This is a genomic window from Paenibacillus sp. 276b (assembly GCF_900107875.1).
GTDB lineage: Bacteria > Bacillota > Bacilli > Paenibacillales > Paenibacillaceae > Paenibacillus > Paenibacillus marchantiae.
Genome location: NZ_FNRR01000004.1, coordinates 281,843 through 307,884, shown reverse-complemented (window position 1 = coordinate 307,884; position 26,042 = coordinate 281,843). Strand labels below are relative to the sequence as shown.

The following is a 26,042-nucleotide window of genomic DNA, read 5'->3' as shown; positions in this document are numbered from 1 at the left end:
AATTAAGGTGTTAGCAAACAAGGTTATTCTCTTCATTTTTTTAGCAAAAATGACGATATAATCATAACTGACTTTTTTTGATTTTGTGGAGGAAACCATGGCTATCAACCTTAGAAGAGAACCTTTTCGCTATACTTTAAAGGAACCGATAATGTTCGAAATTTTTATACTCAGCATTAACGGCGCCTCAGCACCACCCAAACCCATTCAAGCGGAATTATGCGATATCAGCCGATCCGGCTGTCAGCTTTCATTTCCGTTAAATCTACATGTGGAGTCCAATAACATCCGAATCGGCATGAACTTGCTGCTTTTTGAAGACCCCTTGTATTTGGAAGGAACGCTGCGCTGGGGCAAAGAAGAAAATAACCAATGGCACTACGGCGTACAGCTGGAGATCCAGCAAGGCAATCATGAGCGTTTATCCAGAGAAATGAGAATGCTTGCGGGGCAAGGCAAAATTATGGTGAAGTAACCCGGGAAGCACGAATCTAACAAAAAAAACAGCCCAGTGAACCGGACTGTTTCAATATTTTAAATTTTCAGGCTGCTTTGGTAGCAGTCGTAGTATTGTCCATCTTGGACCAATCCACTGTGGTTTCGAGCAAAAGTGACACCACAACCCCAATGACAAGCCCATTGCTAATGATCGGAATGAGATACATGGGCAGAGCATGAAACGCTTCAGCAGGGATGTTCATTACAGCAACACCTGTAAGAACAGGCAGTGCCACACGATAGATGGTTTTGGAATTAAAGGTGGTGCCTTCAAGTGTTCTTAGGGCTGTACCAAACATTTGCAAATAGGCTACAAACAGCACAGCACTCCCTACACTGGGAGGAATTTGTGCGAAAAAGGCTGTCACGGAAGGTGTCAGACCTAATATACATAACATGCCTGCTCCAACAACAAACGCAGCCCGTTTCAGAATACGGGTGCTCTCCAGAAAACCAATCGAAGAGGCAAATAATCCGAACGGCAGCACACCTACACACGCAGATAACATGGTGAACAATCCCGTGAGCATGTACGATCGTTTATATTGTTGGCTGGACGTTTGTACTCCATATATTTTTTCGACTGAGCTTAACGTGGTTATGGAATTTGTCATATTCACCAGCCCAACAAAAAAAGCTGTGATGACAATACCCGGCTCCCACTTCGGCGTCCCCCACGGAAACCAGGAAAACAAGTTTAAATTCTGTTGACCGGATACTCCTGCATGTTGTCCAGGGAACACAAAACTATAGGCAATCCACCCCGTCACGATGCCAATCAGGATGGAATAGTTGCCGAGCTTGCCTTTTCCCTTAAGCTGGATTAAGGCCACAAGAAACGCAATAGCAACGGACAACGCCGCTACAGGCAGGTTGAATGTGCCAAACTCGGTGTATCCAACCATGCCTTTGAAGAAATTCATGGTCAATTGAATCGTCATCAGAAATAACATCGCACTCTTGACCATTGGTGTGAACAGCTTCTGAAGCACATGCGCCGCTCCAAGCCCGCCAAGAATCATCATCGTCAGACCCGCTAACAGAAAACCTGCAGCCAATCCTCCCCCAATACGTTCCAAACTCATACCTGCCGATGAAGCTGAGGCCGTTAAGCTTAGCGTCAGCCCCCACCATAACCCCGAGGGACCATCCATCACGGCATAACGATGGCCAAAGAACGCCTGTAATATACACACAGCCCCGGTAAGCAAAAAGGCATGCTGCATCGACGCAGCAATGGCCTCCGGTGAAAGCTGAAAATTGTGTCCGATGGATAACGGCACCACCACTGTGTTGGTAAACAGGAAGAAAAACCACTGAATACCTGCCAATGCAAGCGATGACGCACCCTTTAAATTATTTTGCAAAGATTGCTCTTGATGTCTGTTCATGATTGGGTTAACATTCGCTCCATTTCTTTATAATGATGCCTCCGGGCATGCGCAAATGCTGTAACGCCGTCCCGGTCAGCAATGGAAGGATCGGCACCATATTGCAAAAGCAATGCTACGATCTGCTGATGGCGAGTGCCGCCATCCCCCAGAATGACCGCTTCCAGCAAAGCTGTCCAGCCCAGATTGTTGATATGGTTCACATCCACATCCGTGCATTTCAGAAGGATCTCCACAATATCGACATGACCTCGATCTGAAGCAGGAATCAGAGCTGTGCCCCCAAACCGATTCGTAATCTGGGTATCGGCACCTGCTTTTATAGCCAGTTCGACCATTTTACGCAAACCTTCCGCACTGGCATACAGCAGCATGTTGTCCAGTCGTTGATCCTGGATGTTCACATCCGCTCCCGCTTCAATAAGCATACTTGCCGTCTCTGGCTTGTTGCCATGTACCGCGGCCATCAGAGGTGTCCGTCCTCGCGCATCCCGGTCATTCACTCCGGTTCCTTGTGCGATAAACCGCAGCACATCATCTGTATGTCCAGCTTCAGCAGCTGCATGTATTGTTTTCAGCATCGCACCTTCACCCTCCAATTCGTCGTCATCCTCACGGCATATATTCGATAGATCATAATCGACATGTGTGATTTGCAGTGTTTAAATCTTATGTATGGTAACATAGGATGTAAGTATAATAAAAATACATGTTTTGTTGGTTTCCCATATGAAAATCATATCGCTGCAAATAAGGAGAACACACGTGGATATCAAACAATGTCGCTATTTCATCGCGATTGCCGAGGAGAGACAGATCACGGCGGCAGCGCGCAGATTACACATGGCTCAGCCTCCTTTAAGCCAGCAGCTCAAGCTGATGGAAGACGAGCTCGGCGTGGCTTTGTTTGAACGCAAAGGACGCAGCATGGAGCTGACACAGGCGGGTCGAAGCTTCTATGATTATGCGGTCACAATGACCAAATATATGGAAGAAGCCGTCATGGAGATGCAAAGCTTCAGGTATGGCATTCGGGGCAAGCTGTCGCTTGGCATTAATACCATTTCAGATCGTTTGATCCCACAGGCGCTCCAGCAGTTTCGGACAACACACCCTCAGGTGACTTATAAAATTCAGCAAAATGAATCTGCACAGCTCTGCCAGCTCTTGGGTGAAGGCAAAATTGAGCTTGCCTGTGTACGGATGCCTGTCAAAACAGAGCAATATGAAGTGCTGCATCTACCGCAGGAAGCTCTCTTCTATATTTCCTCCACACCACTGAAGTCAGCGGATGAGCGCGGGATTTATTTTCAAAAGCTGGCCGATATCCCTCTCTTGCTTCCTAGCACTGAAGGACTCGGGATGTTCGAACTGATATTACAGAAATTCCGTGAGCATCACGTGAACCCTTCGATTGCGGGCGAATGCTCGGATATTAACATGTTGTTGGAACTTGTGCGACTCGGTTTTGCAAGCTCCATCGTGCCCCATACGGTTCTTCAGCTTTATCATGAGCATCCGTTCCATATCTATCGTATTCAAGATGCGCAATCTAACGTAGATTCTGCGCTTGTGTGGCATCGCAATCGTCATCTTTCCAAGCCCGCGCAGCACTTTGTACAATTGGTTCAGGAGCTGCTGCCTTCTCGCTCGGTGTAGTGTCCAGCAAATATCAGCCATGAAGAATATCGTCCATATACTAAAAAGCAGCAGCCTTGCCGGAATAATTTCATCCGGAAAGACTGCTGCTTTTTGATGTTCGTTAAGCTTTTGCCGTGAACAACAATTCTTTTTCCTTAATCGTTGTACGTCCGGCAGACTCAATTGAATTATATTGATACATGTTCGTAATGATGACCGGCGTAATCGTTGTGTAACCGGCTTTTTCGATTTCTTCTCTGTCGAATTCCATCAGTACATCACCAACGGCAACCTTCGCTCCTGCTTGAACTTTAGGGGAGAAGAATTGACCTTTCAGTTTCACGGTATCAATCCCGATGTGAATCAGCATTTCAGCGCCGTCATCACTAACGAGACCAATGGCATGTCCACTCTTCGACAACGAGAATACTGTACCGTTAATTGGAGAAACCACACGGCCTTCCGACGGCTGAATCGCAAACCCTCTACCCATAATCTCTTCGGAGAATGCAGGGTCTGGAACTTCGCTCAGTGATTTAACTTCACCAGTAATTGGGCTAAATACTTCTTGATCCAGTGCTTTAGTTTCTTCGATAGCAGTTATTGCGGAAGCAGAAGTCGTTGCTGCTGGTGTTGTAGGCTCAGCAGCTGGCGTAGCTTCAGCCGATTGTGGAGCATTGTCTTCTTGGAAACCAAGGATGTACGTCAGTACTGCTGCTGCTACGATGGCAATCAAACCCCCAGCCAGAGCGTAGAGTAACGTGCTAATTGCCGGACTGATAAATGCTGCAATACTTGGCAGACCCACTAGACCTGTAAGTACATAAGCTTTAACATTGACGATCCCCATGAATCCACCTGCAACAGCTCCACCGATCAGGGCAGCAATAAATGGTTTTTTGAACTTCATATTGATCCCGTACATTGCCGGTTCCGTAATCCCCATAATAGCCGTAAGACCTGTGGAATAAGCAAGCGATTTAGTTTTACCATTTTTCGATCTAAGACCAACACCAAATGCTGCACCACCTTGTGCCAAGTTAGCTGCAAACATCAGTGGAATAATAAAATCGTAACCGAGTGATGTCATCGAACCAACAATGATCGGCAGCAGTGCATAGTGCATACCCGTAATGATCAGAAGTGACATCGTACCACCAATCAAGATACTTGCGAATATAGACATATTGTCGAACAACCAGGAAATACCACCTGACAAACCATTACCGAGCACTGTACCCAATGGTCCAACTGTCATCAAGGTCAGAGGAACCATAATTAACAGGGTAACCGTTGGAACAATCAGAAGCTTAAGTGAAGCATGTGTAACACGATCAACCGCTTTCTCTACATAGGAAGCAATCCAGATTGCGAGAATAATTGGAATAACCGTAGAAGAATAGGTTGCTGCTATAACCTTAATGCCCACAAATGTGGTGTCACCATTGGCAAGCAAGGCTGTAATCGTCGGATGCATAATCCCCGCTGCCAACGCTGCAGCAATATACATATTGCTACCTAGCTTACGTGCAGCACTGATCGCCAGAATGATCGGCAGGAAGTAGAATGCACCATCACCGATAGCAGATAAAATGATATAAGTTGAACTGGTATCAGACAACCAACCTACAGCTACCAGGATTGCCACGATCCCTTTGATCATACCGGCACCTGTAATCGCTGGCAGAATCGGCGTGAATATTCCGGAAATAAAGTCGAACAATGCACTTACTGGATTTCTCTTTTTCTTAACCCCAGTCGAAGTACCGGTTGATCCAGCGTCTGCATTCGGGGATTTGGACATGTTGCCTACAAGTGCATTATACACAACGGGCACATCGTTCCCGATAATGACCTGGAACTGTCCGCCATTCTCCATAACGCCCATAACGCCAGGTGTATTTTTCAGCGTCGCTTTGTCCGCTTTTTTGTTGTCATTCAGGTTAAACCGGAGTCTTGTCATACAGTGTGTGACTTGATCGATGTTCTCTTCGCCACCAACAAGCTTCAGAATATCCTTGGACAATTGTTGTTTATCCATTGTGTTTTGCTCCTTTTATGTGTAATGAAGGTTAAAAAAAAACCTAAACACTGAATAATGACAAAGCAGTTTCAGCTTATCATTATTCAACGTTTAGGTTTTGCCTTTTTTGCAGTAACAATCCCAATTATTCAATTGTTTGTTCAGTTCTGACAACTCGTTCAATATGAATGGTCAGATATAGGATTTCTTCCTTGGATAAGACCCGGCTATAGATCTTGCGAGTATAGTCGTTAATCTTACAGGCACAAGCATGTGCCTCAGGATATTGTTTGCTCACCAGGTCATGAAGCGGATTATCTGCTTCCTTATCTTCAATCGCTGTACCGTGTAGTACGCGCTGAGCAAAGAACTTCAAATGTGTCAGGAATCGATAATAACTCAGCGAATCCTCATCCAGCTCAATGACAAAGCTGCGTCGTACAATGTTGAGTATATCTTTTACGATATTCGTAATGCTGATGGTTTCTCTCATCTCACCGTTCATCTGGGCATTGACTAGATGCATTGCGATGAATGCGCATTCGTCTTCAGGAAGCAGGACACCCAATGTTTCTTCAATAATCTGAAGTGCCTTGAGCCCAATGGCATATTCCTTGCGGTACATGCGCTTGATCTCCCAGAATAATGCATTACGAATCTGCAAGCCTTGACGATGCCGGTCAATGGCAAAATGAATATGATCCGTAAGTGAAATGTAGATGCTTTCATGAAGCTTCTCACCCAACACGGTCTCGGCGTAACGAATAATCTCATCCGAGCATTCAACATATTCAACTGGAATATCAGACAGAAGCGTTTTCAGTTTCTGCGATACTTCCTTGCTTTCCAATGAGAATATTTTTTCGACCAGACTGTCGTCTATCGTTTCACCAGTATGCTTTTTGAAGGCTATGCCCCGTCCCATGACGACCAGTTCGTTTCCTCCTGGATCAATCACAGTAACTACATTGTTGTTCAGCACCTTCTCAATTTTCATTTCTTCACATCACCTTGCACCGTCAAAGTAGTAAAAGGCAAAACCAAAGCTGGTCATGATACACATGCCCCGCTTCTGGTTTTGCCTGATTGAACAGTAACAATCCAGTATTCATTAGCCTTAGGCCCATCTTACCATATAATTATCCATCTGACAATGTTTTTGTGAAAGCGGTTAATGTGCTTGAATATGACACAAGAAGATGCTGCCCACATATGTCTTTGGAACTAGAAATTAATGGTTTTCGGATTTTAGACTTGCGCCGTTTGTATCAATAACTTCTTTGTACCAATGGAATGATTTTTTCTTGTAACGATCCAGGGTACCTGATCCATCATTGTTACGGTCCACATAGATGAAGCCATAGCGTTTCTTCATTTCTGCTGTGGATGCACTCACCAGATCGATGCAGCCCCATGAGGTATAACCCATGACTTCAACGCCGTCTTCAATCGCTTCACCCACTTGCACCAAGTGATCATTCAGGTATTGAATCCGGTAATCATCATTCACTGTTTTATTGCCATTTTCGTCTGTGATCAGCTCATCGACTGCACCCAAACCATTTTCGACAATAAACAGCGGTTTTTGATAACGATCCCAGTATTTATTGAGCGTTACGCGCAAGCCTTGCGGGTCAATTTGCCAGCCCCATTCACTTGCTTTGAGGTAAGGGTTCTGTACACCTGCAAACAGATTTCCTTTGCCTTCAACACGCTTCTGTGGGTCACCTGTCTCACAAATACTTACATAGTAACTGAACGAGATGAAGTCCACCGTATGTTTCAGAATTTCAGCATCGCCATCTTCAAACTTGATGTTGATATTATTCTCTTTGAAGTAACGATTGATGTATTTCGGATAATAGCCACGTGCATGAATATCGGCAAAGATGTCATTCCGCTGTTCTGCATGCATTGCAGCTACCACATCATCCGGATTTGGTGTCAATGGATAGGTTGGCATACTGAGTACCATACAGCCAATTTTGGCTTCAGGCATAATCTCATGACCCAGTTTAACCGCTAGTGCACTTGCCACCAGCTCATGGTGGATTGCTTGGTACAAATCCTGTTTGGACAGTTCCGTTTTTGGTGTGAAAATACCGCCACTCATGAATGGTTCTTCTAGAATGGAGTTAATTTCATTGAACGTCAGCCAGTATTTCACTTTTCCTTTGAAACGGTTAAACAGGACGGTTACATAACGCTCGTAGAAATCAATCATTTTACGGTTAACCCAGCCGTCATACGTTTTGGACAAATGCAGCGGTGTCTCATAATGAGAAATCGTTACGAGGGGTTCAATCCCGTATTTGTGGCACTCGTCAAACAGGTCATCATAGAACTGCAGACCTTTTTCGTTTGGCTCCAATTCATCGCCTTTAGGGAAAATACGGGACCAGGCAATGGATGTTCGGAATACTTTGAAGCCCATTTCAGCAAACAATTTAACGTCCTCTTTGTAACGGTTGTAGAAATCAATACCGCTCAATTTCAGGTTATCCTCTGTCGGTCCTTCCGTTCTTGGCGTCGTAATCCCATGCGGCATTACATCCTGAACAGACAGGCCTTTGCCATCTGTATTGTAGGCTCCTTCGAGCTGATTGGCTGCGACTGCGCCGCCCCATAGAAAATCCTTCGGAAATGGTGTTGTCATATCTGTCATTCCTCTCTGGTTACGTTATCTTCATTCTTTGTTAAAACGGTTGACCCTATGCCCGTAAGCACTTGTTTCGATCAGTTCCACATCAATAAGCGGACAACACGCCAACTAAAGGGCTTCAGATCAGATAATCACCGATGGCCTGCTTTATGCTGGGTTTTGCCCGCTTTATGCGGTAACAATCCTCGAATAGCCTAATTACTACAGCGATCCGGGTTTAAGATAAAGGAGTCAGACCAAATTATAGTTGCTCACCATTGCTGGCAATTACGTTCTTGTACCAGTCAAACGAATCTTTCTTCGAACGTTTGAGTGTTCCATTACCTTCATCGTCCAAATCCACGTAGATGAAACCATAACGTTTGGACATTTCAGATGTGGACATACTCACGAGGTCAATCGGCCCCCATGCTGTAAATCCAATCAGATCCACACCGTCTTTGATCGCTTCTTTCATTTGTTCGATGTGTTTCTTCAGATAGTCCACACGATAGGAGTCATGGATTGAACCGTCTTCTTCAACACGGTCATATGCACCCAGACCATTTTCTACGATGAACAATGGTTTCTGGTAGCGATCCCAGAAGTTATTCAACGTTACGCGCAGACCGATCGGGTCGATCTCCCAGCCCCAGTCGGAAGCTTCCAGATAAGGGTTTTTCACACCGCCAGTCAGGTTACCTGTTGTTTCTTCTTTGTCTGCGGATGCAGATTTGGTTACGGACATGTAGTAACTGAAGGAAATGAAATCAACGGTATTGTTGAGCAAGATTTCGTCATCGCCTGCTTCTTTCTGAATCACAATGTTGTTTTCTTCAAAATAACGAGCCATGTAGTTCGGGTATTGACCACGAGCATGCATATCCGTAAAGAAGAGGTTAATCTGATTCTCATGTTGCGCCAGACGAACATCAACCGGGTTACAGGTCGCAGGGTACGTCTCCATACGAGCGAGCATACAGCCCACTTGGGAACCAGGAATAATCTCATGTGCAAGCTTGGTTACCAGTGCACTTGCTACAAATTGGTGATGCAGCGCTTGATATGTCGTTTGCAGTTGGTTGTCCACTTTATCAATCAGGATACCGCCGCCTGTGTATGGGCTAAACAACATCACGTTGATTTCATTAAACGTCAACCAGTATTTCACTTTATTTTTATAACGGTTGAACACAGTCTCTGCATATCTCACATAGTGCCCAATCACTTCACGGCCTGCCCAACCATTGTATTTCTGTGTCAGACCCAGCGGAGTTTCATAGTGAGACAAGGTTACCAACGGTTCAATGCCGTATTTCAACAGTTCGTCGAAGACATCGTCATAGAATTTCAAGCCAGCTTCGTTCGGCTCTTGATCGTAACCATTCGGGAAAATACGTGCCCAGTGAATGGACAAACGGAACACTTTGAAGCCCATTTCAGCAAACAACGCGATATCTTCTTTATAGTGATGATAGAAATCAATACCAAAACGTTTAGGGAAACGTTCTTCAATTTTGCCGGAAAGAATCTCTTCAATTCGTGTAGAGGAGATTTCCATGGCATGTCCGCCTGTACGCTTCTCTTTGGGAACATGCGCAATCATATCCGCAGTAGAGAGACCTTTGCCGTCCTTATCGAATGCACCTTCTAATTGGTTGGCAGCTGTAGCGCCTCCCCACAGGAAGTTTTCGGGGAATCCTTTTTTTGCCGTGGTCATAACGAACAACCTCTTTTCGAATTTTATTTGGGTTTTTCCCGAATACAGCGGCTGTATTTCACGCCAAAAAACAAGAAAAACCTAAACTCAAGGTAAAATAGCTCGCAAAAAAAGAGCCTTCATTTCACCATCAGTTTAGGTTTTGCCTGTCTGCACAGTTACAATCCATCAAAAGATGTTATTGTGTATTCGGTTGTTTTTCTCTTGTAATGTAAGCGTAACATATCTATTTTGCAAAATCAACTTTCCTCTTTATGCACTCGCTGACCACCTTTGGACGTTATCGAGGCATTCGCATAATCGCTGCTCTTAGGGCATTTGTATCCCCGTATTCGAGGTAGCTGGCAGGACTTTCGTCGCCCAATGCAGGAACTTTCATGTCTATCCATCTTAGCGCATATTCACCCATTTCACATAATATAACCTTGCTAATATCTGCCGGAATCTCTCGCTGCTCTGCACATTCAGCCCATTTTGGGTCCACATGTAAATATGATTTTTCAAAGAGTTGCACAAATGAGTCCCAACTGCCTTGATTAAATTCCGCCAGATATAACTCTTTCATACTCATGTAAATTCCCTCCCTGAAATAGACATCGTAACCCCCAAGTCCTACGATAAGCAATTCATCCTTAAGCCGCTTGAAACCGATTTTGAAAAAGGTAGACTTAATTTTAAATGTTTTTCGGGAAAATGGATAGCCAAGGAGGAACACAACAATGACTGAAGAAGCAAACACATCCGGTTGGGATGCCATTGATATAGCAGTTGGTAAGTTATATGGAGATCAGGAACCACTTCACTATGGTACAGCCATTCCTTATATGCTCGGTGGACCTGATCCGCTAAATGGAATTAGCGTATACAAAGTGGATGCCCCCATACCTCACTGGCATTTCATTACCTATGGTTTTTCAGAACTGTATGAGAAGGAATCGGAAGATCTCGAGCATAGCGGTTATGGATTTGAAATGACGTTTCGGCTTACCCGGAGCGAGGGTGAGTCCACACCCCCGTCTTGGGCTCTGAATCTATTACAGAACGTTGGACGATATGTTTTTACTAGCGGGAACGTATTTCATGCAGGAGATTACATGGATGCAAATGGCCCCATTTGTCTCGGCTCAGATACATTACTAACCGCACTTTCTTTTATTGAAGATCCTGATCTGACAGAGATCTCCACACCCAATGGAACGGTGAAATTCATTCAGATGGTGGGAATCACCGGTCTGGAACTCGAAACGATGCAAACATGGAACACCCGCGGATTGTTAGCAGCCTTTGTTGAATTCATGCCAAAATACGTTACGGATCTCATGAGAAATTCATATTTGGATATCCCCTCAGTGATACAGGCTGTTGAGCGCGGGATTGAAGAGGAAGGTTCCAGTACAGCATTTTTATTCATACAACAACTGGCCTGGACATCTCCACGCAAGAGAATACTGCAAAAAAGTGTACCCGCTGAACTCCAGATCGGAGCAAAACAAGCCCAAATTATCGGAAAAATACTACGTAGCCGCTTTTCAAAAGGCGCTCCACTGTCCCTAATCGGATCAGGAGTGAACATTACGTTCGAAGCCGGGGGGACACCTTCATTTTCTGAGGATGGCAACCAGATTAAGGTAATTGTGCATGAACAAACCGTATCGGAGTTAGTTGCAAACCTTCGCCCAGTCGAGCAAACATTTGAAATTGCTTCACTGCCCGGCGTTCTCTTTCGAATTGCCCGCACTGAAATTACCGATCAGGATGGTCATGTGATCGAAACCATCGGTTGATCACAAGGAGGTAACCATATGTCAAGAACATCTTCCTTACGGAAGAGCTGGTCCGAGAGCGAAAATTATACTCACGGTATGGCACATATTCAATATTTAACTAAAACCAATCTGGACAGGATTCGCAAAATCAATCATTTTCTGATTAACGCCTTCCAGCAGAGTCTCTCGGATATCAAAGAAAACCTATCCAGCACGTATCTCTTTCTGCTCACCGACGGGCATGGAGTTCTGCTTGCCATGGATTATAGCCCTGATTTGGAACAGGTGGTGAAACAGTCACCCATCCGCCCGGGTATGATCTTTACAGCTAGAAGCTGTGGCGTCAATGCCATATCCGAATCAATGGATAAACATGGGCCTGTTCAGCTGTCCCCTGAGCAGCATGAGAATCCACTTTTTCAGAACTGGCATTGCTACGCTGCACCTTTGTCGGTCGGTCTTCAACATGTTGGCTACCTGGACGTCTCCACCATTAATGCAGACATCCAGAGTGAGCTGATTGCAATCGCCAAGCTGATCCCGGCCCATATGCAAAATCGGTATCAATCTAACCTTGCCTCGTCGGTAACAGAGCAGCCATCGATTGAATTCACCAAGCGACAGTTAACCATTCTGAAAATGATCTCTAACGGACTGACGGTTAAAGCCATTGCTTTGAAATTGAAAATAAAGGAATGCACCGTAAATCACCATAAAAAAGTGATTTTTAACAAATTAGGTGTACAATCCAGCACGGAAGCTGTTTCAATTGCCAGCCGTCTGTCTTATCTATAAAGGTACACCTATAGATTCCTATAGGTGGTCAACACGAACATCTGTGCTAAGATTTTAGGTACACATGAATTAGAGAGAGAACAAGAACACACACACATTTCAGGAGGGTAATATGTCTAATCCAAAAAAAGCTTCATTGTTTGCCATGTTAATTATGATTCTGTTGGTTGCTGCAGCCTGCGGCGACAAAGCGGATAACAACGCCAAATCGAAGGAATCCACTGCAACAGAAACCACTGCCGGCACAGATACAGACACAGCCAAGACAGAAGATACGGAGAACACGGAGAGCTCCGAAGCATCCACTTCCGAGTCCAAGGAAACAGATAACTCCAAAGACGTTGAATTGGGAACTACGGAAAAAGGCTCTTACAATAATGACTATTTCGGTGTTTCGTTGAAATTCCCCGAAGCTTGGGAGTTCCAGGATGCCGCAGGCATGAACGAGCTGACTAACGCTTCCTCCGAAGTTATTGCTGGAGATGATGAAACGAAGAAAAAACAAATTGAACTATCTCAGGCCAAAACACTGAACCTGTTGATGGCTTCACAATATCCATTGGACGGAAGTCAAGTTGGCCCTTCCGCCATGGCGATTGCTGAAAAAGTAAGCCTGCTGCAAGGAATTCGTACCGGTAAAGATTATCTGAAAGCAACGAAGAAATTCATGGAGGACAGCCAGTTCCCTTATGAATACAAGGAATTCACAACCGAAACCATCGGTGGCAAAGAGATGGATCTGATGCAAATTACGATGGATGCGGGTAATGGTTCAACCATTACGCAAGATTACTACAGCACCATTATTGAAGGTTATGCATTCAACTTCATCTTCACCTATTTGGATGATACTACAAAGGCCGAGATCGATAACATTAAGAAATCCGTGCAGTTCAAATAATACACTCACTGTCACAGTGCTTGCTGTGCATGAATAGAACCCCGCGCAATGACCTTCTACAGATCATTGCCGGGGTTCTTTTTCGAGTAAAAATGAATGTTTCACCTTATCCGGAAATGGCCACCCAATGTCCCTCTTTTACTTCCACCCATCGGGACTGTTCCAGATTATAGCGATCTTCCACTTCTACCGTCTCTCTTGGGGCTTCGTTTACAGCATGACGTTTTTTCTTCGCTTCCACAGCCGGGTCCGGAACCGGAATAGCCGATAACAAGGCCTTTGTGTACGCATGCTGAGGGTTCGAATATAGTTCTTCACTTTCTGCTAACTCCACAATCTTCCCATTATACATGACAGCTACACGATCACTGATATGTTTAACCATGGACAAATCATGTGCAATGAACAGGTATGTCAGACCGAGTCGCTGCTGCAATTCTTCAAGCAGCTGTACGATCTGAGCCTGAATGGACACATCCAACGCAGACAAAGGCTCGTCACATACAATAAATTCAGGTTCCACGGCCAGCGCACGAGCGATTCCGATCCGCTGCCGTTGACCACCCGAAAATTCATGAGGGTATCGCTGGGCATGAGCCGGATCGAGACCCACCATCTCCAGCAATTCCTCCACACGTTTTTCCCGCTCAGCGGGGCTGCCGGCAAGATGGTGAATATCCAAGGCTTCCCCAATAATATCCATAATTCTAAATTTTGGATTAAGCGAGGCATACGGATCCTGGAAAATAATTTGCATATGTCTCCTCATCGTTTTCATCTCTGAGGCAGAGAGGCGGTTGAGCGGCACTCCCTTAAACAGCACATCCCCACCTGTAGGTTCATGCAGTCGTAGAATGGCTCTGCCTGTAGTCGATTTCCCGCTGCCCGATTCGCCTACGACCCCAAGCGTCTCCCCTTGGCGAATCTCGAAACTGATATCGTTCACAGCTTTTAAAGTGTTGCCTTTACCCAAATTAAAATGTTGTTTGAGGGACTTCACTTCCAGTAAAGGCTGATCATCTTCCAGATCGCGTGGCACCAACGAGACGAGTTTTGGCTTTTTCTTCTCATCCAGTCGAGGTAATGCATTCAACAGTCTTGCTGTGTATGGATGTTTCGGATTCGCAAAAATCTCTGTGGTTGTGCCGGATTCCACAATCTGCCCGTCTTTCATGACTACAACCCGATCACACATGCCTGCCACTACTCCGAGATCATGGGTAATCAGAATAATGGAAGTGCCCAGCTGTGCCTGCATATCTTTCATCAAATTAAGGATTTGGGCCTGAATAGTAACATCAAGCGCAGTTGTAGGTTCATCCGCAATCAGCAATTCAGGACGGCAAGCAAGAGCAATAGCGATCATCACCCGCTGACGCATACCTCCGGAGAATTCATGTGGGTACTGGTTGAAACGTATTTCACTCCGGGTAATACCAACGAGCTCCAGCATGGCAATCGCCTGCTTCTTCGCTTCCCCTCTGGAAAGCTTCTGATGTTTAATCAGACTTTCGGTGATCTGTTTTCCGATTTTCACAGTCGGATTAAGCGAGCTCATAGGGTCCTGAAAGATCATGCCGATGTCACGGCCACGGATACTCTCCATCTCTTTTTGCGTTTTATGGACCAGGTCTACCCCTTTAAACAGAATCTCACCCTTTTTCATCTGCGAAGGAGGCGAGGCAAGCAGCCGCATAATGGAACGTGCCGTTACACTCTTGCCACTGCCGGATTCCCCTACGATGCCAAGTGTTTCCCCTTTCCGCACTTCAAAACTGACTTCTTTCACCGCCTGAAATTCACTCTCTCCGGAATGAAAAGAAACGGACAACTCATTTACTTTCAACAAAGGTTGCATGTGATCACCAGCCCTCATCCATATTTTCACATGTGCTCATATGTATACTCTTCCATACCTTGACAATTAAATAGACTCTAAATAATATATACTATATCAATCGGAATAATGCAATTTAAAATGAGATGAAAGGAGGCTCGCATGGTTTGAATCTTGCAAAAGGCAGCAAAATGTCACAGCTTGTTTACACCCTGGGATTTAATTATGGCAAAATGCTGCTTCATCCCTCCTATCGATATGTTCTATTTATTCTCGGACTGCCCGTTAATTTGGTTGTACTTCTGATCTGGCAATCTAGACGAAAAAGGGATGGCTGGGCCGTGGTTCAACAAGATGTTGAACGCGATATGCTCTCCACTTCTTATCGGGATAAACTTAGGACGGACGTTGAAGAACAGTTGAGGCGTAAACACCGTTTCTTTCGGCAGCAAGTTAGTGAGGCAGAGTTTAAGCGTCAGACCGAGGAGTGGCTGGAGGAATCCGTTCAGAAGGAGTTAAAGGAACGAACGTTCAGCAAGCTTCAGGAACAGGGAAAACAGCGCTTGACGATGGCTGATACATTCCAATCGATGATTGATAAACCTTGGTTCCTTGCGATATCAGTTATTCCGGGCTGTCTGATGTACGCCATGATGTTTTTGTATGGCAATCCTTATCTAAAGTACATATTCGAAAGAATTCTGATGACGGTATTCGTCATTCTGGGCGTAGCTACACTTGTATTCACCATCTTGTACCTGTCCCCATTCAATCCGGCGGCCAACATCCTCGGAGAGACAGCGACACAGGAACAGATCGCAGCTTTTAACCATGTCTATGGCCTGGATCAGCCCTATCTTGTCCAGCTCTGGAACAATATCAAGGGCATAGCGCTATTTGATCTCGGTAAGTCTTTTTCAGGGAATGAAGATGTCACGACTACGATCGCCAGAAAGTTTCCAATCACGTTAACACTGGCCGTTATCTCCTTGCTGCTTGCCCTTGTCATTGCATTGCCAATCGGCATCATCTCGGCGATCAAGCCCAATTCACTGTTTGATTACACATTCATGTTTATTGCATTGATTGGATTATCGATTCCGAATTTCTGGCAAGGACTGATTTTCATCCTGAATTTTTCGATCAAGCTGCAGTGGCTTCCGGCTACCTTCAATCCACAGAACTGGCTATCTATTATTATGCCAACGATTGTTCTGGGAACAGGATTAACCGCTGCGGTGGCCCGTATGACTCGGTCTTCCACACTGGAAGTTATTCATGAGGATTACGTGATGACTGCTCGTGCCAAAGGATTAAGTGAACGACAGGTTCTGCTGAAACATGCTGTGCGCAATGCGCTAATTCCAATCGTAACCGTTGTAGGTCTTCAGTTCGGAGGCATGCTTGGCGGGGCGGCTGTAACGGAGAAAGTATTTAATATCAGCGGACTTGGCAGCTACATTGTGGATAAACAGTTTATCCCTGATATTCCGAGCATTATGGGCGGGGTCATATACACAGCGATTACAATCTCCATCATCAATGTTGTGGTAGATCTGTTGTACGCTTTTGTCGATCCCAGGGTTCGTTCCAAGATGAAACAATATTAAAGCAGGTGCACTATGACAAAATCGGGTTCACTTACACAAGAAATGCGTTTTCGGCTTAAGTCTTCACAGGAGTACAGTCAGGCGAGCTTCGCCTGGGTCACTTCCCTTCTCTTGTCAGTGTTACTGTTGTTCAACAGTTATGACTGGAGCCTTCAGGAGTTCAGACCATTTCTGCTGACTGTGCTTGGAATCTACCTATTTTTCACGCTGGTCCAGAGTGTGCTGACGCTCCGGATTCGGAGAGACCTGATTCGGCAGGGGACAATCTCTGTGCTGACTCGCAGACTCGCCTGGGTCCAGCTGTTGGGTATCATTTCAGGCAATATCTTTATCGTAACGGCCGCTTTTCATCTGATCAAGAAAACAAAGAGCATTGAGTATACATTTGCGGTGTATATGCTGCTGACCCAGCTGTTCGTTATTGGGGTCTCGGCACTCAATATGTTTAAACCGTATGTTGCGGATACGTTTTTGCCAGCCATGGCTGTGCTCGTACTTGTCCTTGTCATTGATTTGGTGGTGCTGTTTATCGTATCCCGGTATACCTCAGCCTCGATCATCCCACGCTGGATGCTGGGCGTGAGCGTGATCCTGATTCTGACTTCGGTCACAGGGAATGTGTTCGCACTGCTGCTGGGTATTTCCATCATTGGACGAATCCGCAGGCAGGGTAAACAGAAATCCAACTTCTGGAATGATCTGTGGGAGCGTCTTGCTCCGAATGTCACGGCAATGTCCGGTTTGTTTTTTATCATTTTCCTGTTCTCAATATCGATTTGCAGCTTCTTTACTTTTGATTACAGTATGGCTGTAGAAAATAACTACTCAGCCTTGCTTCAGTCCCCATCGCTCGCCTATCCCTTGGGAACAGATGACTTTGGACGATGTTTATTTTCCCGGATTGTATTCGGTGCCCGTATATCGTTGATCGTAGGATTCATGTCAACCCTGATTCCGGTACTGATAGGCGGTATTCTCGGAGCCTTCTCGGGATTCTATGGAAGACACACGGACAATATCATCATGCGACTGCTGGATATTCTCTATGCCATTCCGGGTATTCTGCTCGCTATCGCCATCATTGCGGCGTTCGGGGCCAATACGGTCAATCTTATTCTCGCACTCAGCTTGGGTTCAATCCCAACTTATGCACGAACCATGAGGGCTAGTGTGCTCTATGTATCTACGTTTGAATTTGTTGAAGCTGCACGTGCACTGGGTTACAACAATCGCTCGATTATTTTCAAACATATTATTCCGAACTCGCTCGCACCCATGATTATCAAGTCTACACTCACGATCGGCGGAGCGGTCATTGCCACCAGCAGTCTGAGTTATTTGGGGCTCGGCGTGGAGCCGCATATTCCCGAGTGGGGCAACATTCTCAAGCTGGGCAGCACGTATCTGGAAACCCATTCGTATCTGGCCATCTATCCAGGTCTTGCGATCATTCTGCTCGTGCTCTCGTTCAACTTTCTGGGTGACGGACTACGTGATGCGCTTGATCCAAAGCTGGAAAAGGCTTAACCACTTCTACAATATTCAACTCAAATTGAATTCCAATGATTATGAACTTATCTGGAGGTATTTTCATGAAAAAACGTATGCTGATAGCACTACTATTAACTTTTGTCCTTGTGGTCTCCGGTTGCAGTGTGAAGACCAAGACGGAATCCCAGTCAGAATCCGCACCGTCAGATACAACAGAAAACACGCAAAACCAAAAACCGGTGGACATCGAATTACTGGCTCAGAGCTCCTCCGAAAATGACGTGAACATTATCCGCGACCAGCTTACCAAGAATGGCTTCAATGTTAAGCTGAACCTGCAGCCGGATTACGGCAGCTACAAATCCCAGCAGGATGCTGGCAATTATGACATTGCGCTGTCCAGCTGGACAACGGTAACCGGGAATCCGGATTACGCAGTTCGTTCACTCTTCAAAACAGGCGGAGACTACAGCATTCTGGCTGATGAAGAAATCGATAAGCTTATTGACCAGGCTGCTACTCAGACTCCGGACGAATACAAGGATACGTATAAACAATTGGAGGATCGCTTGGTAACCGATCAGGCCTATATCGCTCCGTTGTACATTTCCCTGAAAAGTCAGGCTGTGAACAAAGACATTCTCAATGTAGACACCGTTCGCTTGTCCAAATCCCGCGCCATGGCATGGGAACCGATTGAATTCAAAGACAGCTCCAAAAATACAAAAGAACCACTAATTCTTACACAAACCGCTTCCGTCCTGACTTCTCTTGACCCGATCAAAGGAAATGACGGTTCCATCAACCAACTGAACACCAACATGTATGTACGTCTCGTTAACCTGACAGATGACGATCAACTTACACCAGAGGGTTCCCTCTCCCACAATTTCAGCATTGCTGAGGGGAACTCGGAGTATTACTTCATTCTCAGAGACGATATCAACTTTGCCAAGATTGATAATAAAAAAGCGGTAGATACGGGAGAACGTGTCGGTGCAGATGACGTCATCTTCTCTCTTGATCGCGCCAAAAACAAAGATTCCGTACCGGATCACCGGACATACAGCCTGCACGAACATATCAAGGAAGCCGAGTTGGTAACCGATCTGGGCGCCTTGGAATCCGTTCAGCAATCCAGTGGCAGCGGTACGGTTAAAGAAGCACTGGAACAAGGGCTTGGCACCAAAATTACGGAACTGGTCGCGGACAAAAACAAAGCCGATAACGCTGCCGGGAAGTATCAAGTTGTGAAACTTACAACCACGGAACCTTTCCCGCAAGTATTGAACTATCTGGCTCACCAATCTGCTGGCATTGTGTCCAAAAAACAGGTCGAAAGCATCAATACGTATGATGTAGCTTCGTTTGACGTGAATAAAGACATTCCTTACGGCGATCAGAATACCGTGACTGAAGGTGCTGCGTACAACAACACCCTGTATGCCAGCGGCCCATATATCTTGGCATATAAAAATGATTACGAAGGTGTATTCTATCAGAATCCCGGATACCGCAAAGGCTCTGAGTATGCACCCAAAATCTCTCAGGTGAATGTTCGATTCATCTCTGATGCCGACAGTGCGTTGTCTGCTCTTCGCAGCAGTGAAATCCACCTGTACTACGGAGTATCCGAAACAAAGTATGACATCATCAAAAATGACAGCAAGTTGCAATTGCAGAGCATTCCGAGCAATGCGGTTTCCTATCTGCTGTTCAACACAGCCAATCGGGAAGTTGCCAAGAGCAGTGATCTGAGAAAATCCGTGCTCTACTCCATCAATCAGGATGACATTTTGCAGTTCTACAAAAACAATAAACTTAAGGCATACTCTACAGTAAGTCCACTCGTGCAGACCGGGAATGAATTGAAGTCCGATCCGGCAAAAGTAAAAGAATTCTTGAGCGCCTACCAGGCTTCCAAGTAACAATTAAGATAAACGGCTGTCACCCGGATCACTCCAAGATCCGGATGACAGCCGTATTATTTTATAGAAAGAATATATTATGATGAGCAGTCTGCCTGATACCTTCGCTGTACGTCAGGAAGCAGAGTGACGATCTGGATTCCCACTCCCCAGGAAAAATAGACCAGATGGATAACAGATATATGCTGGATCCAGTATACCTGCACCATAATCCAGATGATCAGAGCAAATCCTGTATATAACGAGAACGTCCATCCCCAGTATTGATTCGAGTAGAGATTCAGTTTCTCACCTATTTCCCAGTGAGTGCGACGAAGGAGTGAAATGGCAATGATCATCGGCATAACACCAAGAACCAACAATAGTATAATTCCCGGGATCAGAAAACTGTCAAAAGGGGAATGCTCCAATAATGAATCCGGCATATGGACGAGATTTCCCGAAGGATCGATAATGAGTGCTCCCCCTCCAACCATCGCACCAATGCCCAGTAACCCCTGCATCATAATGAGCGCCCACGATCTTTCAGGTACACATTCACGCTTTATTCCATCATCACTAGTCCTCATCCCTCACCCTCCAGACATTGTTATACAGATATACTGAACGTTCTATTCCATTTTCACATATGGAAAGGGCTGAATCCTGTGCTCTTTCTCACTAAAATCGTCCCCAAAAATTCGATTATGGTAAAACTTGATAAAAGAACGTACGTTCGGTATAATAGAGATATACTTAATGAGCGAGAGGCAGATATGGACGACAAATTTATTAAGGAACTACGCGAGATTAGTCGGGATGACAGACGAAGATCCGAATTTATGATCCAAGGCATGAAGGAAACACTGCAGGGAAGAAAAGAAGAAAGTATATTCAAGCGCTGGGTTCGGCGTAAGAAGACAGAGAAAAAAATTTCACAACGATTCAATCAGGATCCCTCTTCGGATCAAAAGTAACCACATAAAAAGGAGGCGTACTACGCCTCCTTTATTATTTATATGAGCAGTTTGCACACAAATGCCGTTGGTGAATCATTCGGAAAGAACTGTGTGTGAGTCCTTTGCATTATACCTATGTTCAACTTTGTTTTAAGGTAAAATGGCAAACGAGCGTACTGGAAAGCCGGACGCCTTTTCGGCCTTAGGTACGATATTGAAGATCACCGCACCTTTGGCTGGTACCTGATCCAGATTCGTTAACAGCTCTACCTGATATGTATCCTGAGCAAGTACATAATACTCTGCCAGAAGTGCTCCGTTCTTTTGATAGTCTACAGCTGAATCGGTGTCGAAGGTCTCATGGCCAATCGCCTGTATTTTTCTTTCCTCGAATAAAAACATTAGCGCACTGACTGACCATCCGGGTGCATGACTGTTTCCCTCTGCATCCTTGTTGTCGAATGCTTCGTGACTGGGCCAGCGTTTGCTCCAATCAGTACGTAGTGCTACAAAGCTGCCAGCTTCAATAACGCCATGCTCTTTTTCAAACTCAAGAATATGATCGACATCCAGCGTGAAATCCGGATTGCTCTCTACAGCCACAGATTGATCAATGACAACAAGCGGTAGCACAAGCTCCTTCAACCCCAATTCATCGAGATAACGGGTATCACGCACAAAATGGATCGGTGCATCGAGATGCGTACCATATTGACCGGGAAACCTGAAACTTTGGGCAAAGAAACCTTGGTCGTGATTAAACAACGTATCGAATTGTGCCGCATCAAAAGCCGAGAAATGTGGAGATTCCGGTCCAAACGTATGGGTCAGATCCACCCACTTCTTTTCTTTTAATAATTGAATCGCTTGAATGAGCTCATTGGACATCCGAATCACCTCATACATAGAATGGAATAAATTGTTACTATTATATCTTATTCCACTCCATGCGAAAATATCGAAATGTTAGCTATTTGATAGAATTCATTAACTCGAAGAAGTATTTTGGTTCATGAGTCTGATATAGATTGAACCACGAATCTAAAGTCTCCGGTGTAAATACATCTAGTACCTTCAATACAAGCATCGCAAATTCCAAAGGAGCTATGCCCGATGCAGTAACTAAATTGCCATCCGTTACGGCCGGTACCATTTCATAGTATTTTTCTCCAATGTAATGAGGACAAATCATTTTCAAATATTCCAGATCGTTGCTTGTATGCCTTCTGGAGTCTAGCAATCCCACCCTCGCAAGTCCAACGGTTGCACCACATATTGCCGCAACAACATGACCTTTTTCCAAAGATGTCGAAGCTTTTTTTAATATGGGCTCGTGAATGGATTCCATCCAAGTATTTCCGCCTGGAAGAATCAATACATCCGTACTTTCCAACATACACTCATCAACTGAAATGCGAGGTAATATTTCCAATCCCCCCATGGTAGTCACGGGACTTTTATCAACGCCAACAGCAACCACCTCTATCGGCTCCAGCTCTTTCTTAAAATACCTTCCCGAGTTTAGTTCAGCAATTAAATAACCTACCTCCCAGTCTGACATCGTTTCAAATACATAAAGATATGCTTTTTTTGTATGCATAGTGCACTTCCCTTCTAGTAGATAAGCCTAGTATAAAAAAACTTTACTGACATCTTCCGTCAGTAAAGTTTTTAAATTTGAAACCTTCAAAGATAACCCTCATCTATTCTACTCGAATGACCAGTTTTCCGCGTGTATGATAGGTTTCGCTTTTTTCGTGCGCTTCACGCAGTCCTTGTTCACTCAAGGGGTATGTCTCATCAATGATGGGTCTCAGCTTGCCCTCAGCAGCGAGCTCGGCCAACTGATCGAGTTGGTCCCCTTTGGGTTCCATCATGAACACGTTGGCCGTTACACCTGTTTCCTTAGCCATCGTTTCATCCGGTTGTTCCACAAGCGATACCAGATGTCCACCGGCCTTCAATACCTTGAAGCTATCACGCTGAATATCGCCACCCATCGTGTCCAGCACGACATCGTACCCGGAGAGAATCTCTGAGAAGTCTTCTTTTTTATAATTGATAAAATGGTCCACTCCCAGCGAACGAAGCAATTCCTCATTCGATTCACTCGCCGTGGAAGCCACTTCAGCGCCAAGATATTTGGCAATCTGAATAGCAAAGGTTCCTACACCACCTGCTCCGGCGTGAATGAGAACCTTCTGCCCTTTGGCAAGCCGTCCATGGTCAACAAGTGCCTGCCAGGCCGTCATGGCTGCTAGCGGTATGGCAGCTGCTTCCTCGAAGCTTAGATTTTCCGGGATACGGGCAATGATGTCCGCATCCACAGCCACATATTCTGCATAGGTCCCGAAATGACGAGGACGGGCAAATACGCGATCGCCCGCTCTGAACCTAGTGACATTGGAACCCGCTTCAGTCACTGTCCCGGCCACATCCCCGCCCAATATTAGTGGGAAAGAATCTGCTGCCTCTTTCATATGGCCTTGTCTGACTTTAAAATCCACCGGGTTTACAGAAGTAGCATGAATGCGGATTAGCACCTGGTTCACTCCACATGCCGGCTTCGGCATTTCCTTTTCCTTCAATTGTTCCGCTCCACCGAACTTTTCAATCACAATTGCTTTCATTAGAGATCCCAGCCTTTCCATAGCATTATCGTTATGCTCTCCTTCTTCATTACCCTTCCCGAACGTTCACTTGACCTATATTCATGAATTCGCAGCAGGTTTGGGTTCACAATCCCGATTAGGAACCGTGATATAATGAAGAACTGTTGAACTTAAATAACTGAACAAGCGAGGTAGAGATGTGGAAATTGAAGTAAGTACGTTACATGCATTTTCGGATAAGCCTCTAGGCGGAAACCCCGCAGGAGTTGTTTTACAAGCAGGACACTTGTCCGACTCCCAGATGCAGGAGATTGCCAGACAAGTTGGATTCTCAGAGACCGCGTTTGTTATGCCATCGGACCAGGCTGATTTCAAAGTGCGTTACTTCACCCCTAGTGATGAAGTTGATCTATGCGGACATGCAACGATTGCCTTATTTTATTTAATGAAAGCACAGCATATCGTTGATGTAGGTGTATACACGCTGGAGACGTTAGCCGGAATACTTGAAGTAGTTGTCCAGAACAATGGTGAAGTCTATCTGTCTCAGGCGCTTCCGGAGTTTGGAGAGATCGTTGACCGACAAGGCATTGCAGATTCTCTGGGTATTTCCACACATGATTTACACGCTGAATTACCTGTACAGATCGTATCTACCGGATTGCGCGATATCTTGATTACGGTTAACCATGTTGATGTTCTGTCAAAAATCATTCCTGATTTTCAGCTTATCGCTGAAATTAGCAAAGCTAACCATGTCGTAGGTTATCACGTGTTTGCAGTCGAACCAGATAAAGAGAGTACTCTGGCAGAATGCCGGAACTTTGCTCCCCTTTACGATATCCCGGAAGAGAGCGCAACTGGTACTTCTAACGGTGCTTTACTCTGTTATTTACATAAATACAACCAACTTTCAGATCCCCACGATACAATCTATACGATTAGACAAGGGTATACTATGAACCGTCCCTCGGAGATCCAAGCCAGATTAACACTGGGCATGTCCAATGAAATTACAAAGATTCAAGTGGGCGGGGTCGCGGTTCATATAGAGAACATTCGAATTCAACTTTCATAAATGTTGAGCTTCAATCTTATGTAAAAATCGTAACACGGCTTCTTCCAATTGATTCAGCCCTGGCTGTTCTATAGGGAAGTGGCCCGCTCCTTCCAACACTACGCATTCCTTTTCCACCTTTAATCGATCAAAAAAAGATTGGCTGAACCGTAGTGGTGTCATCGGGTCCAGTTCGGGGTGAACCAGCAGTACGGGACATTGGCCAAACTGTTCCGGATTTACCTCCGGCTTCTTATTCAGGAATGTTCTTAACAGTTCTAATGGGACACGTGTCGATGCCGCCTGTGGATCATTCATAATAAGTCGGGTTAACTCCGAATTATTGGTAATCAGCTGCATACGCGATACTTGCTTCACAGAGATACGTATATGATCCAGTAAAGCCGGAAACCGATCCATCATACGTTTGCCCCATCGGCTCACCAAACGGTTTGGTGCAAGCTGGTCACGCATATCCGCATCACTCGTGTCCACAAATGTCGTTACAATCAAGCCTTGTACGTGCTCACTGCGTGCACTCATGTGATAAGCCAGCATACCTCCGATGCTGCTTCCCAATGCCACGATCGGCTTGCCGTCTTTCCTAAATTCGCAATCAGCGAGTGAAACAAGCAGCTTGATCCATAGTTCATAATTGAGACGTGTCCCAGGCAACGGATAGCTCAGTCCATACGGTGGAAGATCTGGCGATACTACCTCATAGCCTCGGAGCTGCAACATTCGAGCATAAGGCGCGAGCAACCTGCCATTGCCTCCAGCTCCGTGAATGAACAGAATTTTGATCGGCGAATCGGGCGCGGGCAGACGATCGATGTGCAGATGAACCCCGTTCGATTCCCACCACTCCTCTTCAGGATTCGCATGGTCCCCTAGCCTGAATTCTTCCGGGAAAAAGGCTTGATACTGTTTCCAATAATGATGTGATGAATGATATGAAGGCAGATTATCCATGCTGTTCATTCTCCTCTTGTCATAGATCAGTCTGATTCAGATTGAATGAGACTGATCCTATATAGCCAAAAAAGGCCGTGCATTGCACGACCTTACATTAAGCCTACTTCCATAAGTATACTTCTTTGTATAACAGCCTTCATACATCTGTCAATAAAGGGATGGTACATTCCCCGATACAATAAACGCCACACCAAGGAGAGAATATACTCCAAGTAGTG

23 protein-coding genes are annotated in these 26,042 nt (G+C 45.3%); 10 read left to right on the top strand and 13 right to left on the bottom strand.

Annotated features, from left to right (window positions below; translation table 11 throughout):
* Window positions 1-151: 151 nt before the first annotated feature.
* Entirely contained in the window at window positions 152-475 is a 324-nt protein-coding gene (locus BLV50_RS20585) for a PilZ domain-containing protein (RefSeq protein ID WP_231952418.1), read from the top strand.
* A gap of 67 nt (window positions 476-542) precedes the next feature.
* Here the strand turns inward: BLV50_RS20585 and BLV50_RS20580 are convergent, their stop codons facing one another.
* Entirely contained in the window at window positions 543-1,889 is a 1,347-nt protein-coding gene (locus BLV50_RS20580) for a uracil/xanthine transporter (protein ID WP_090809729.1), read from the bottom strand.
* Entirely contained in the window at window positions 1,886-2,470 is a 585-nt protein-coding gene (locus BLV50_RS20575) for an ankyrin repeat domain-containing protein (RefSeq protein ID WP_072734793.1), read from the bottom strand. The genes BLV50_RS20580 and BLV50_RS20575 overlap by 4 nt, the downstream gene beginning before the upstream one ends.
* Window positions 2,471-2,654: 184 nt before the next feature.
* Between BLV50_RS20575 and BLV50_RS20570 the strand changes: the two genes are divergently transcribed.
* Window positions 2,655-3,548, top strand: a complete 894-nt coding sequence (locus BLV50_RS20570; protein WP_063565383.1) for a LysR family transcriptional regulator — start codon at window positions 2,655-2,657, stop codon at window positions 3,546-3,548.
* 103 nt (window positions 3,549-3,651) lie between these two features.
* On the opposite strand, the gene BLV50_RS20565 is transcribed toward BLV50_RS20570, so the two are convergent.
* The 5 genes from BLV50_RS20565 to BLV50_RS20545 all read right to left on the bottom strand — a co-directional run bounded on the left by BLV50_RS20565 (window position 3,652) and on the right by BLV50_RS20545 (window position 10,485).
* Window positions 3,652-5,571 carry a beta-glucoside-specific PTS transporter subunit IIABC gene (locus tag BLV50_RS20565; RefSeq protein ID WP_072734610.1) on the bottom strand — a complete coding sequence of 640 codons (1,920 nt, stop codon included), beginning with the start codon at window positions 5,569-5,571 and terminating at the stop codon, window positions 3,652-3,654.
* A gap of 127 nt (window positions 5,572-5,698) precedes the next feature.
* Window positions 5,699-6,550: a BglG family transcription antiterminator LicT gene (gene licT / locus BLV50_RS20560; protein ID WP_053781440.1), complete on the bottom strand. Its 852-nt coding sequence runs from the start codon at window positions 6,548-6,550 to the stop codon at window positions 5,699-5,701.
* 234 nt (window positions 6,551-6,784) lie between these two features.
* Window positions 6,785-8,209, bottom strand: coding sequence for a glycoside hydrolase family 1 protein (locus tag BLV50_RS20555; protein ID WP_090809727.1), 1,425 nt, complete (start codon window positions 8,207-8,209; stop codon window positions 6,785-6,787).
* A gap of 247 nt (window positions 8,210-8,456) precedes the next feature.
* On the bottom strand, window positions 8,457-9,914 hold the full coding sequence (locus tag BLV50_RS20550) for a glycoside hydrolase family 1 protein (protein ID WP_062325655.1): 1,458 nt from the start codon (window positions 9,912-9,914) through the stop codon (window positions 8,457-8,459).
* A gap of 280 nt (window positions 9,915-10,194) precedes the next feature.
* A complete protein-coding gene (locus BLV50_RS20545) occupies window positions 10,195-10,485 on the bottom strand; it encodes a hypothetical protein (RefSeq protein WP_083584770.1) in 291 nt (96 codons plus the stop codon).
* 148 nt (window positions 10,486-10,633) lie between these two features.
* Here BLV50_RS20545 and BLV50_RS20540 point away from each other — a divergent pair, with 148 nt between their 5' ends.
* From BLV50_RS20540 to BLV50_RS20530, 3 genes are all read left to right on the top strand, one after another.
* A complete protein-coding gene (locus BLV50_RS20540; RefSeq protein WP_072734612.1) occupies window positions 10,634-11,698 on the top strand; it encodes a suppressor of fused domain protein in 1,065 nt (354 codons plus the stop codon).
* Between the two features lie 18 nt (window positions 11,699-11,716).
* A complete protein-coding gene (locus BLV50_RS20535) occupies window positions 11,717-12,475 on the top strand; it encodes a LuxR C-terminal-related transcriptional regulator (protein WP_063565379.1) in 759 nt (252 codons plus the stop codon).
* 112 nt (window positions 12,476-12,587) lie between these two features.
* The gene (locus BLV50_RS20530) at window positions 12,588-13,376 is read left to right on the top strand and encodes a hypothetical protein (RefSeq protein ID WP_063565378.1); all 789 of its coding nucleotides are present in this window, start codon (window positions 12,588-12,590) and stop codon (window positions 13,374-13,376) included.
* Window positions 13,377-13,482: 106 nt separating this feature from the next.
* Here BLV50_RS20530 and BLV50_RS33705 read toward each other — a convergent pair whose 3' ends face one another.
* A complete protein-coding gene (locus BLV50_RS33705; RefSeq protein WP_090809725.1) occupies window positions 13,483-15,234 on the bottom strand; it encodes an ABC transporter ATP-binding protein in 1,752 nt (583 codons plus the stop codon).
* A gap of 170 nt (window positions 15,235-15,404) precedes the next feature.
* Here BLV50_RS33705 and BLV50_RS20520 point away from each other — a divergent pair, with 170 nt between their 5' ends.
* The 3 genes from BLV50_RS20520 to BLV50_RS20510 all read left to right on the top strand — a co-directional run bounded on the left by BLV50_RS20520 (window position 15,405) and on the right by BLV50_RS20510 (window position 20,242).
* Window positions 15,405-16,823 carry an ABC transporter permease gene (locus tag BLV50_RS20520; RefSeq protein WP_371129274.1) on the top strand — a complete coding sequence of 473 codons (1,419 nt, stop codon included), beginning with the start codon at window positions 15,405-15,407 and terminating at the stop codon, window positions 16,821-16,823.
* A 12-nt stretch (window positions 16,824-16,835) separates the two neighbouring features.
* On the top strand, window positions 16,836-18,350 hold the full coding sequence (locus BLV50_RS20515) for an ABC transporter permease (protein WP_090809721.1): 1,515 nt from the start codon (window positions 16,836-16,838) through the stop codon (window positions 18,348-18,350).
* 65 nt (window positions 18,351-18,415) lie between these two features.
* Entirely contained in the window at window positions 18,416-20,242 is a 1,827-nt protein-coding gene (locus BLV50_RS20510; RefSeq protein ID WP_090809719.1) for an ABC transporter substrate-binding protein, read from the top strand.
* Between the two features lie 77 nt (window positions 20,243-20,319).
* Here the strand turns inward: BLV50_RS20510 and BLV50_RS20505 are convergent, their stop codons facing one another.
* A complete protein-coding gene (locus BLV50_RS20505) occupies window positions 20,320-20,811 on the bottom strand; it encodes a hypothetical protein (protein WP_090809717.1) in 492 nt (163 codons plus the stop codon).
* A gap of 186 nt (window positions 20,812-20,997) precedes the next feature.
* Between BLV50_RS20505 and BLV50_RS20500 the strand changes: the two genes are divergently transcribed.
* Window positions 20,998-21,198 (top strand): hypothetical protein, encoded by a 201-nt coding sequence (locus BLV50_RS20500; protein ID WP_063565515.1) that lies wholly within the window; start codon window positions 20,998-21,000, stop codon window positions 21,196-21,198.
* Window positions 21,199-21,330: 132 nt separating this feature from the next.
* On the opposite strand, the gene BLV50_RS20495 is transcribed toward BLV50_RS20500, so the two are convergent.
* The 3 genes from BLV50_RS20495 to BLV50_RS20485 form a co-directional block, all read right to left on the bottom strand.
* Window positions 21,331-22,068 carry a cyclase family protein gene (locus BLV50_RS20495; protein WP_079696317.1) on the bottom strand — a complete coding sequence of 246 codons (738 nt, stop codon included), beginning with the start codon at window positions 22,066-22,068 and terminating at the stop codon, window positions 21,331-21,333.
* 82 nt (window positions 22,069-22,150) lie between these two features.
* On the bottom strand, window positions 22,151-22,780 hold the full coding sequence (locus BLV50_RS20490) for a type 1 glutamine amidotransferase family protein (protein ID WP_090809715.1): 630 nt from the start codon (window positions 22,778-22,780) through the stop codon (window positions 22,151-22,153).
* A gap of 103 nt (window positions 22,781-22,883) precedes the next feature.
* Entirely contained in the window at window positions 22,884-23,810 is a 927-nt protein-coding gene (locus BLV50_RS20485; RefSeq protein ID WP_090810019.1) for an NADP-dependent oxidoreductase, read from the bottom strand.
* Window positions 23,811-23,991: 181 nt separating this feature from the next.
* On the opposite strand from BLV50_RS20485, the gene BLV50_RS20480 reads away from it, so the two are divergent.
* Complete coding sequence (locus BLV50_RS20480) at window positions 23,992-24,870, top strand: PhzF family phenazine biosynthesis protein (protein WP_090809713.1); 879 nt, start codon at window positions 23,992-23,994, stop codon at window positions 24,868-24,870.
* Here the strand turns inward: BLV50_RS20480 and BLV50_RS20475 are convergent.
* Complete coding sequence (locus tag BLV50_RS20475; RefSeq protein WP_090809711.1) at window positions 24,865-25,821, bottom strand: alpha/beta hydrolase; 957 nt, start codon at window positions 25,819-25,821, stop codon at window positions 24,865-24,867. The two genes, BLV50_RS20480 and BLV50_RS20475, sit on opposite strands and share 6 nt — an antisense overlap.
* Between the last annotated feature and the right edge of the window lie 221 nt (window positions 25,822-26,042).

Coding starts and splice junctions, on each gene's coding strand:
- BLV50_RS20545 (WP_083584770.1), bottom strand. CDS start 10,485: ATGAGTATGAAAGAGTTATATCTGGCGGAATTTAATCAAGGCAGTTGG.
- BLV50_RS20565 (WP_072734610.1), bottom strand. CDS start 5,571: ATGGATAAACAACAATTGTCCAAGGATATTCTGAAGCTTGTTGGTGGC.
- BLV50_RS20500 (WP_063565515.1), top strand. CDS start 20,998: ATGGACGACAAATTTATTAAGGAACTACGCGAGATTAGTCGGGATGAC.
- BLV50_RS20585 (WP_231952418.1), top strand. CDS start 152: ATGTTCGAAATTTTTATACTCAGCATTAACGGCGCCTCAGCACCACCC.
- BLV50_RS20530 (WP_063565378.1), top strand. CDS start 12,588: ATGTCTAATCCAAAAAAAGCTTCATTGTTTGCCATGTTAATTATGATT.
- BLV50_RS20575 (WP_072734793.1), bottom strand. CDS start 2,470: ATGCTGAAAACAATACATGCAGCTGCTGAAGCTGGACATACAGATGAT.
- BLV50_RS20490 (WP_090809715.1), bottom strand. CDS start 22,780: ATGCATACAAAAAAAGCATATCTTTATGTATTTGAAACGATGTCAGAC.
- BLV50_RS20535 (WP_063565379.1), top strand. CDS start 11,717: ATGTCAAGAACATCTTCCTTACGGAAGAGCTGGTCCGAGAGCGAAAAT.
- BLV50_RS20515 (WP_090809721.1), top strand. CDS start 16,836: ATGACAAAATCGGGTTCACTTACACAAGAAATGCGTTTTCGGCTTAAG.
- BLV50_RS20505 (WP_090809717.1), bottom strand. CDS start 20,811: ATGAGGACTAGTGATGATGGAATAAAGCGTGAATGTGTACCTGAAAGA.
- BLV50_RS20495 (WP_079696317.1), bottom strand. CDS start 22,068: ATGTCCAATGAGCTCATTCAAGCGATTCAATTATTAAAAGAAAAGAAG.
- BLV50_RS20540 (WP_072734612.1), top strand. CDS start 10,634: ATGACTGAAGAAGCAAACACATCCGGTTGGGATGCCATTGATATAGCA.
- BLV50_RS20485 (WP_090810019.1), bottom strand. CDS start 23,810: ATGAAAGCAATTGTGATTGAAAAGTTCGGTGGAGCGGAACAATTGAAG.
- BLV50_RS20580 (WP_090809729.1), bottom strand. CDS start 1,889: ATGAACAGACATCAAGAGCAATCTTTGCAAAATAATTTAAAGGGTGCG.
- BLV50_RS20510 (WP_090809719.1), top strand. CDS start 18,416: ATGAAAAAACGTATGCTGATAGCACTACTATTAACTTTTGTCCTTGTG.
- BLV50_RS20555 (WP_090809727.1), bottom strand. CDS start 8,209: ATGACAACACCATTTCCGAAGGATTTTCTATGGGGCGGCGCAGTCGCA.
- licT (WP_053781440.1), bottom strand. CDS start 6,550: ATGAAAATTGAGAAGGTGCTGAACAACAATGTAGTTACTGTGATTGAT.
- BLV50_RS20550 (WP_062325655.1), bottom strand. CDS start 9,914: ATGACCACGGCAAAAAAAGGATTCCCCGAAAACTTCCTGTGGGGAGGC.
- BLV50_RS33705 (WP_090809725.1), bottom strand. CDS start 15,234: ATGCAACCTTTGTTGAAAGTAAATGAGTTGTCCGTTTCTTTTCATTCC.
- BLV50_RS20520 (WP_371129274.1), top strand. CDS start 15,405: ATGTCACAGCTTGTTTACACCCTGGGATTTAATTATGGCAAAATGCTG.
- BLV50_RS20475 (WP_090809711.1), bottom strand. CDS start 25,821: ATGGATAATCTGCCTTCATATCATTCATCACATCATTATTGGAAACAG.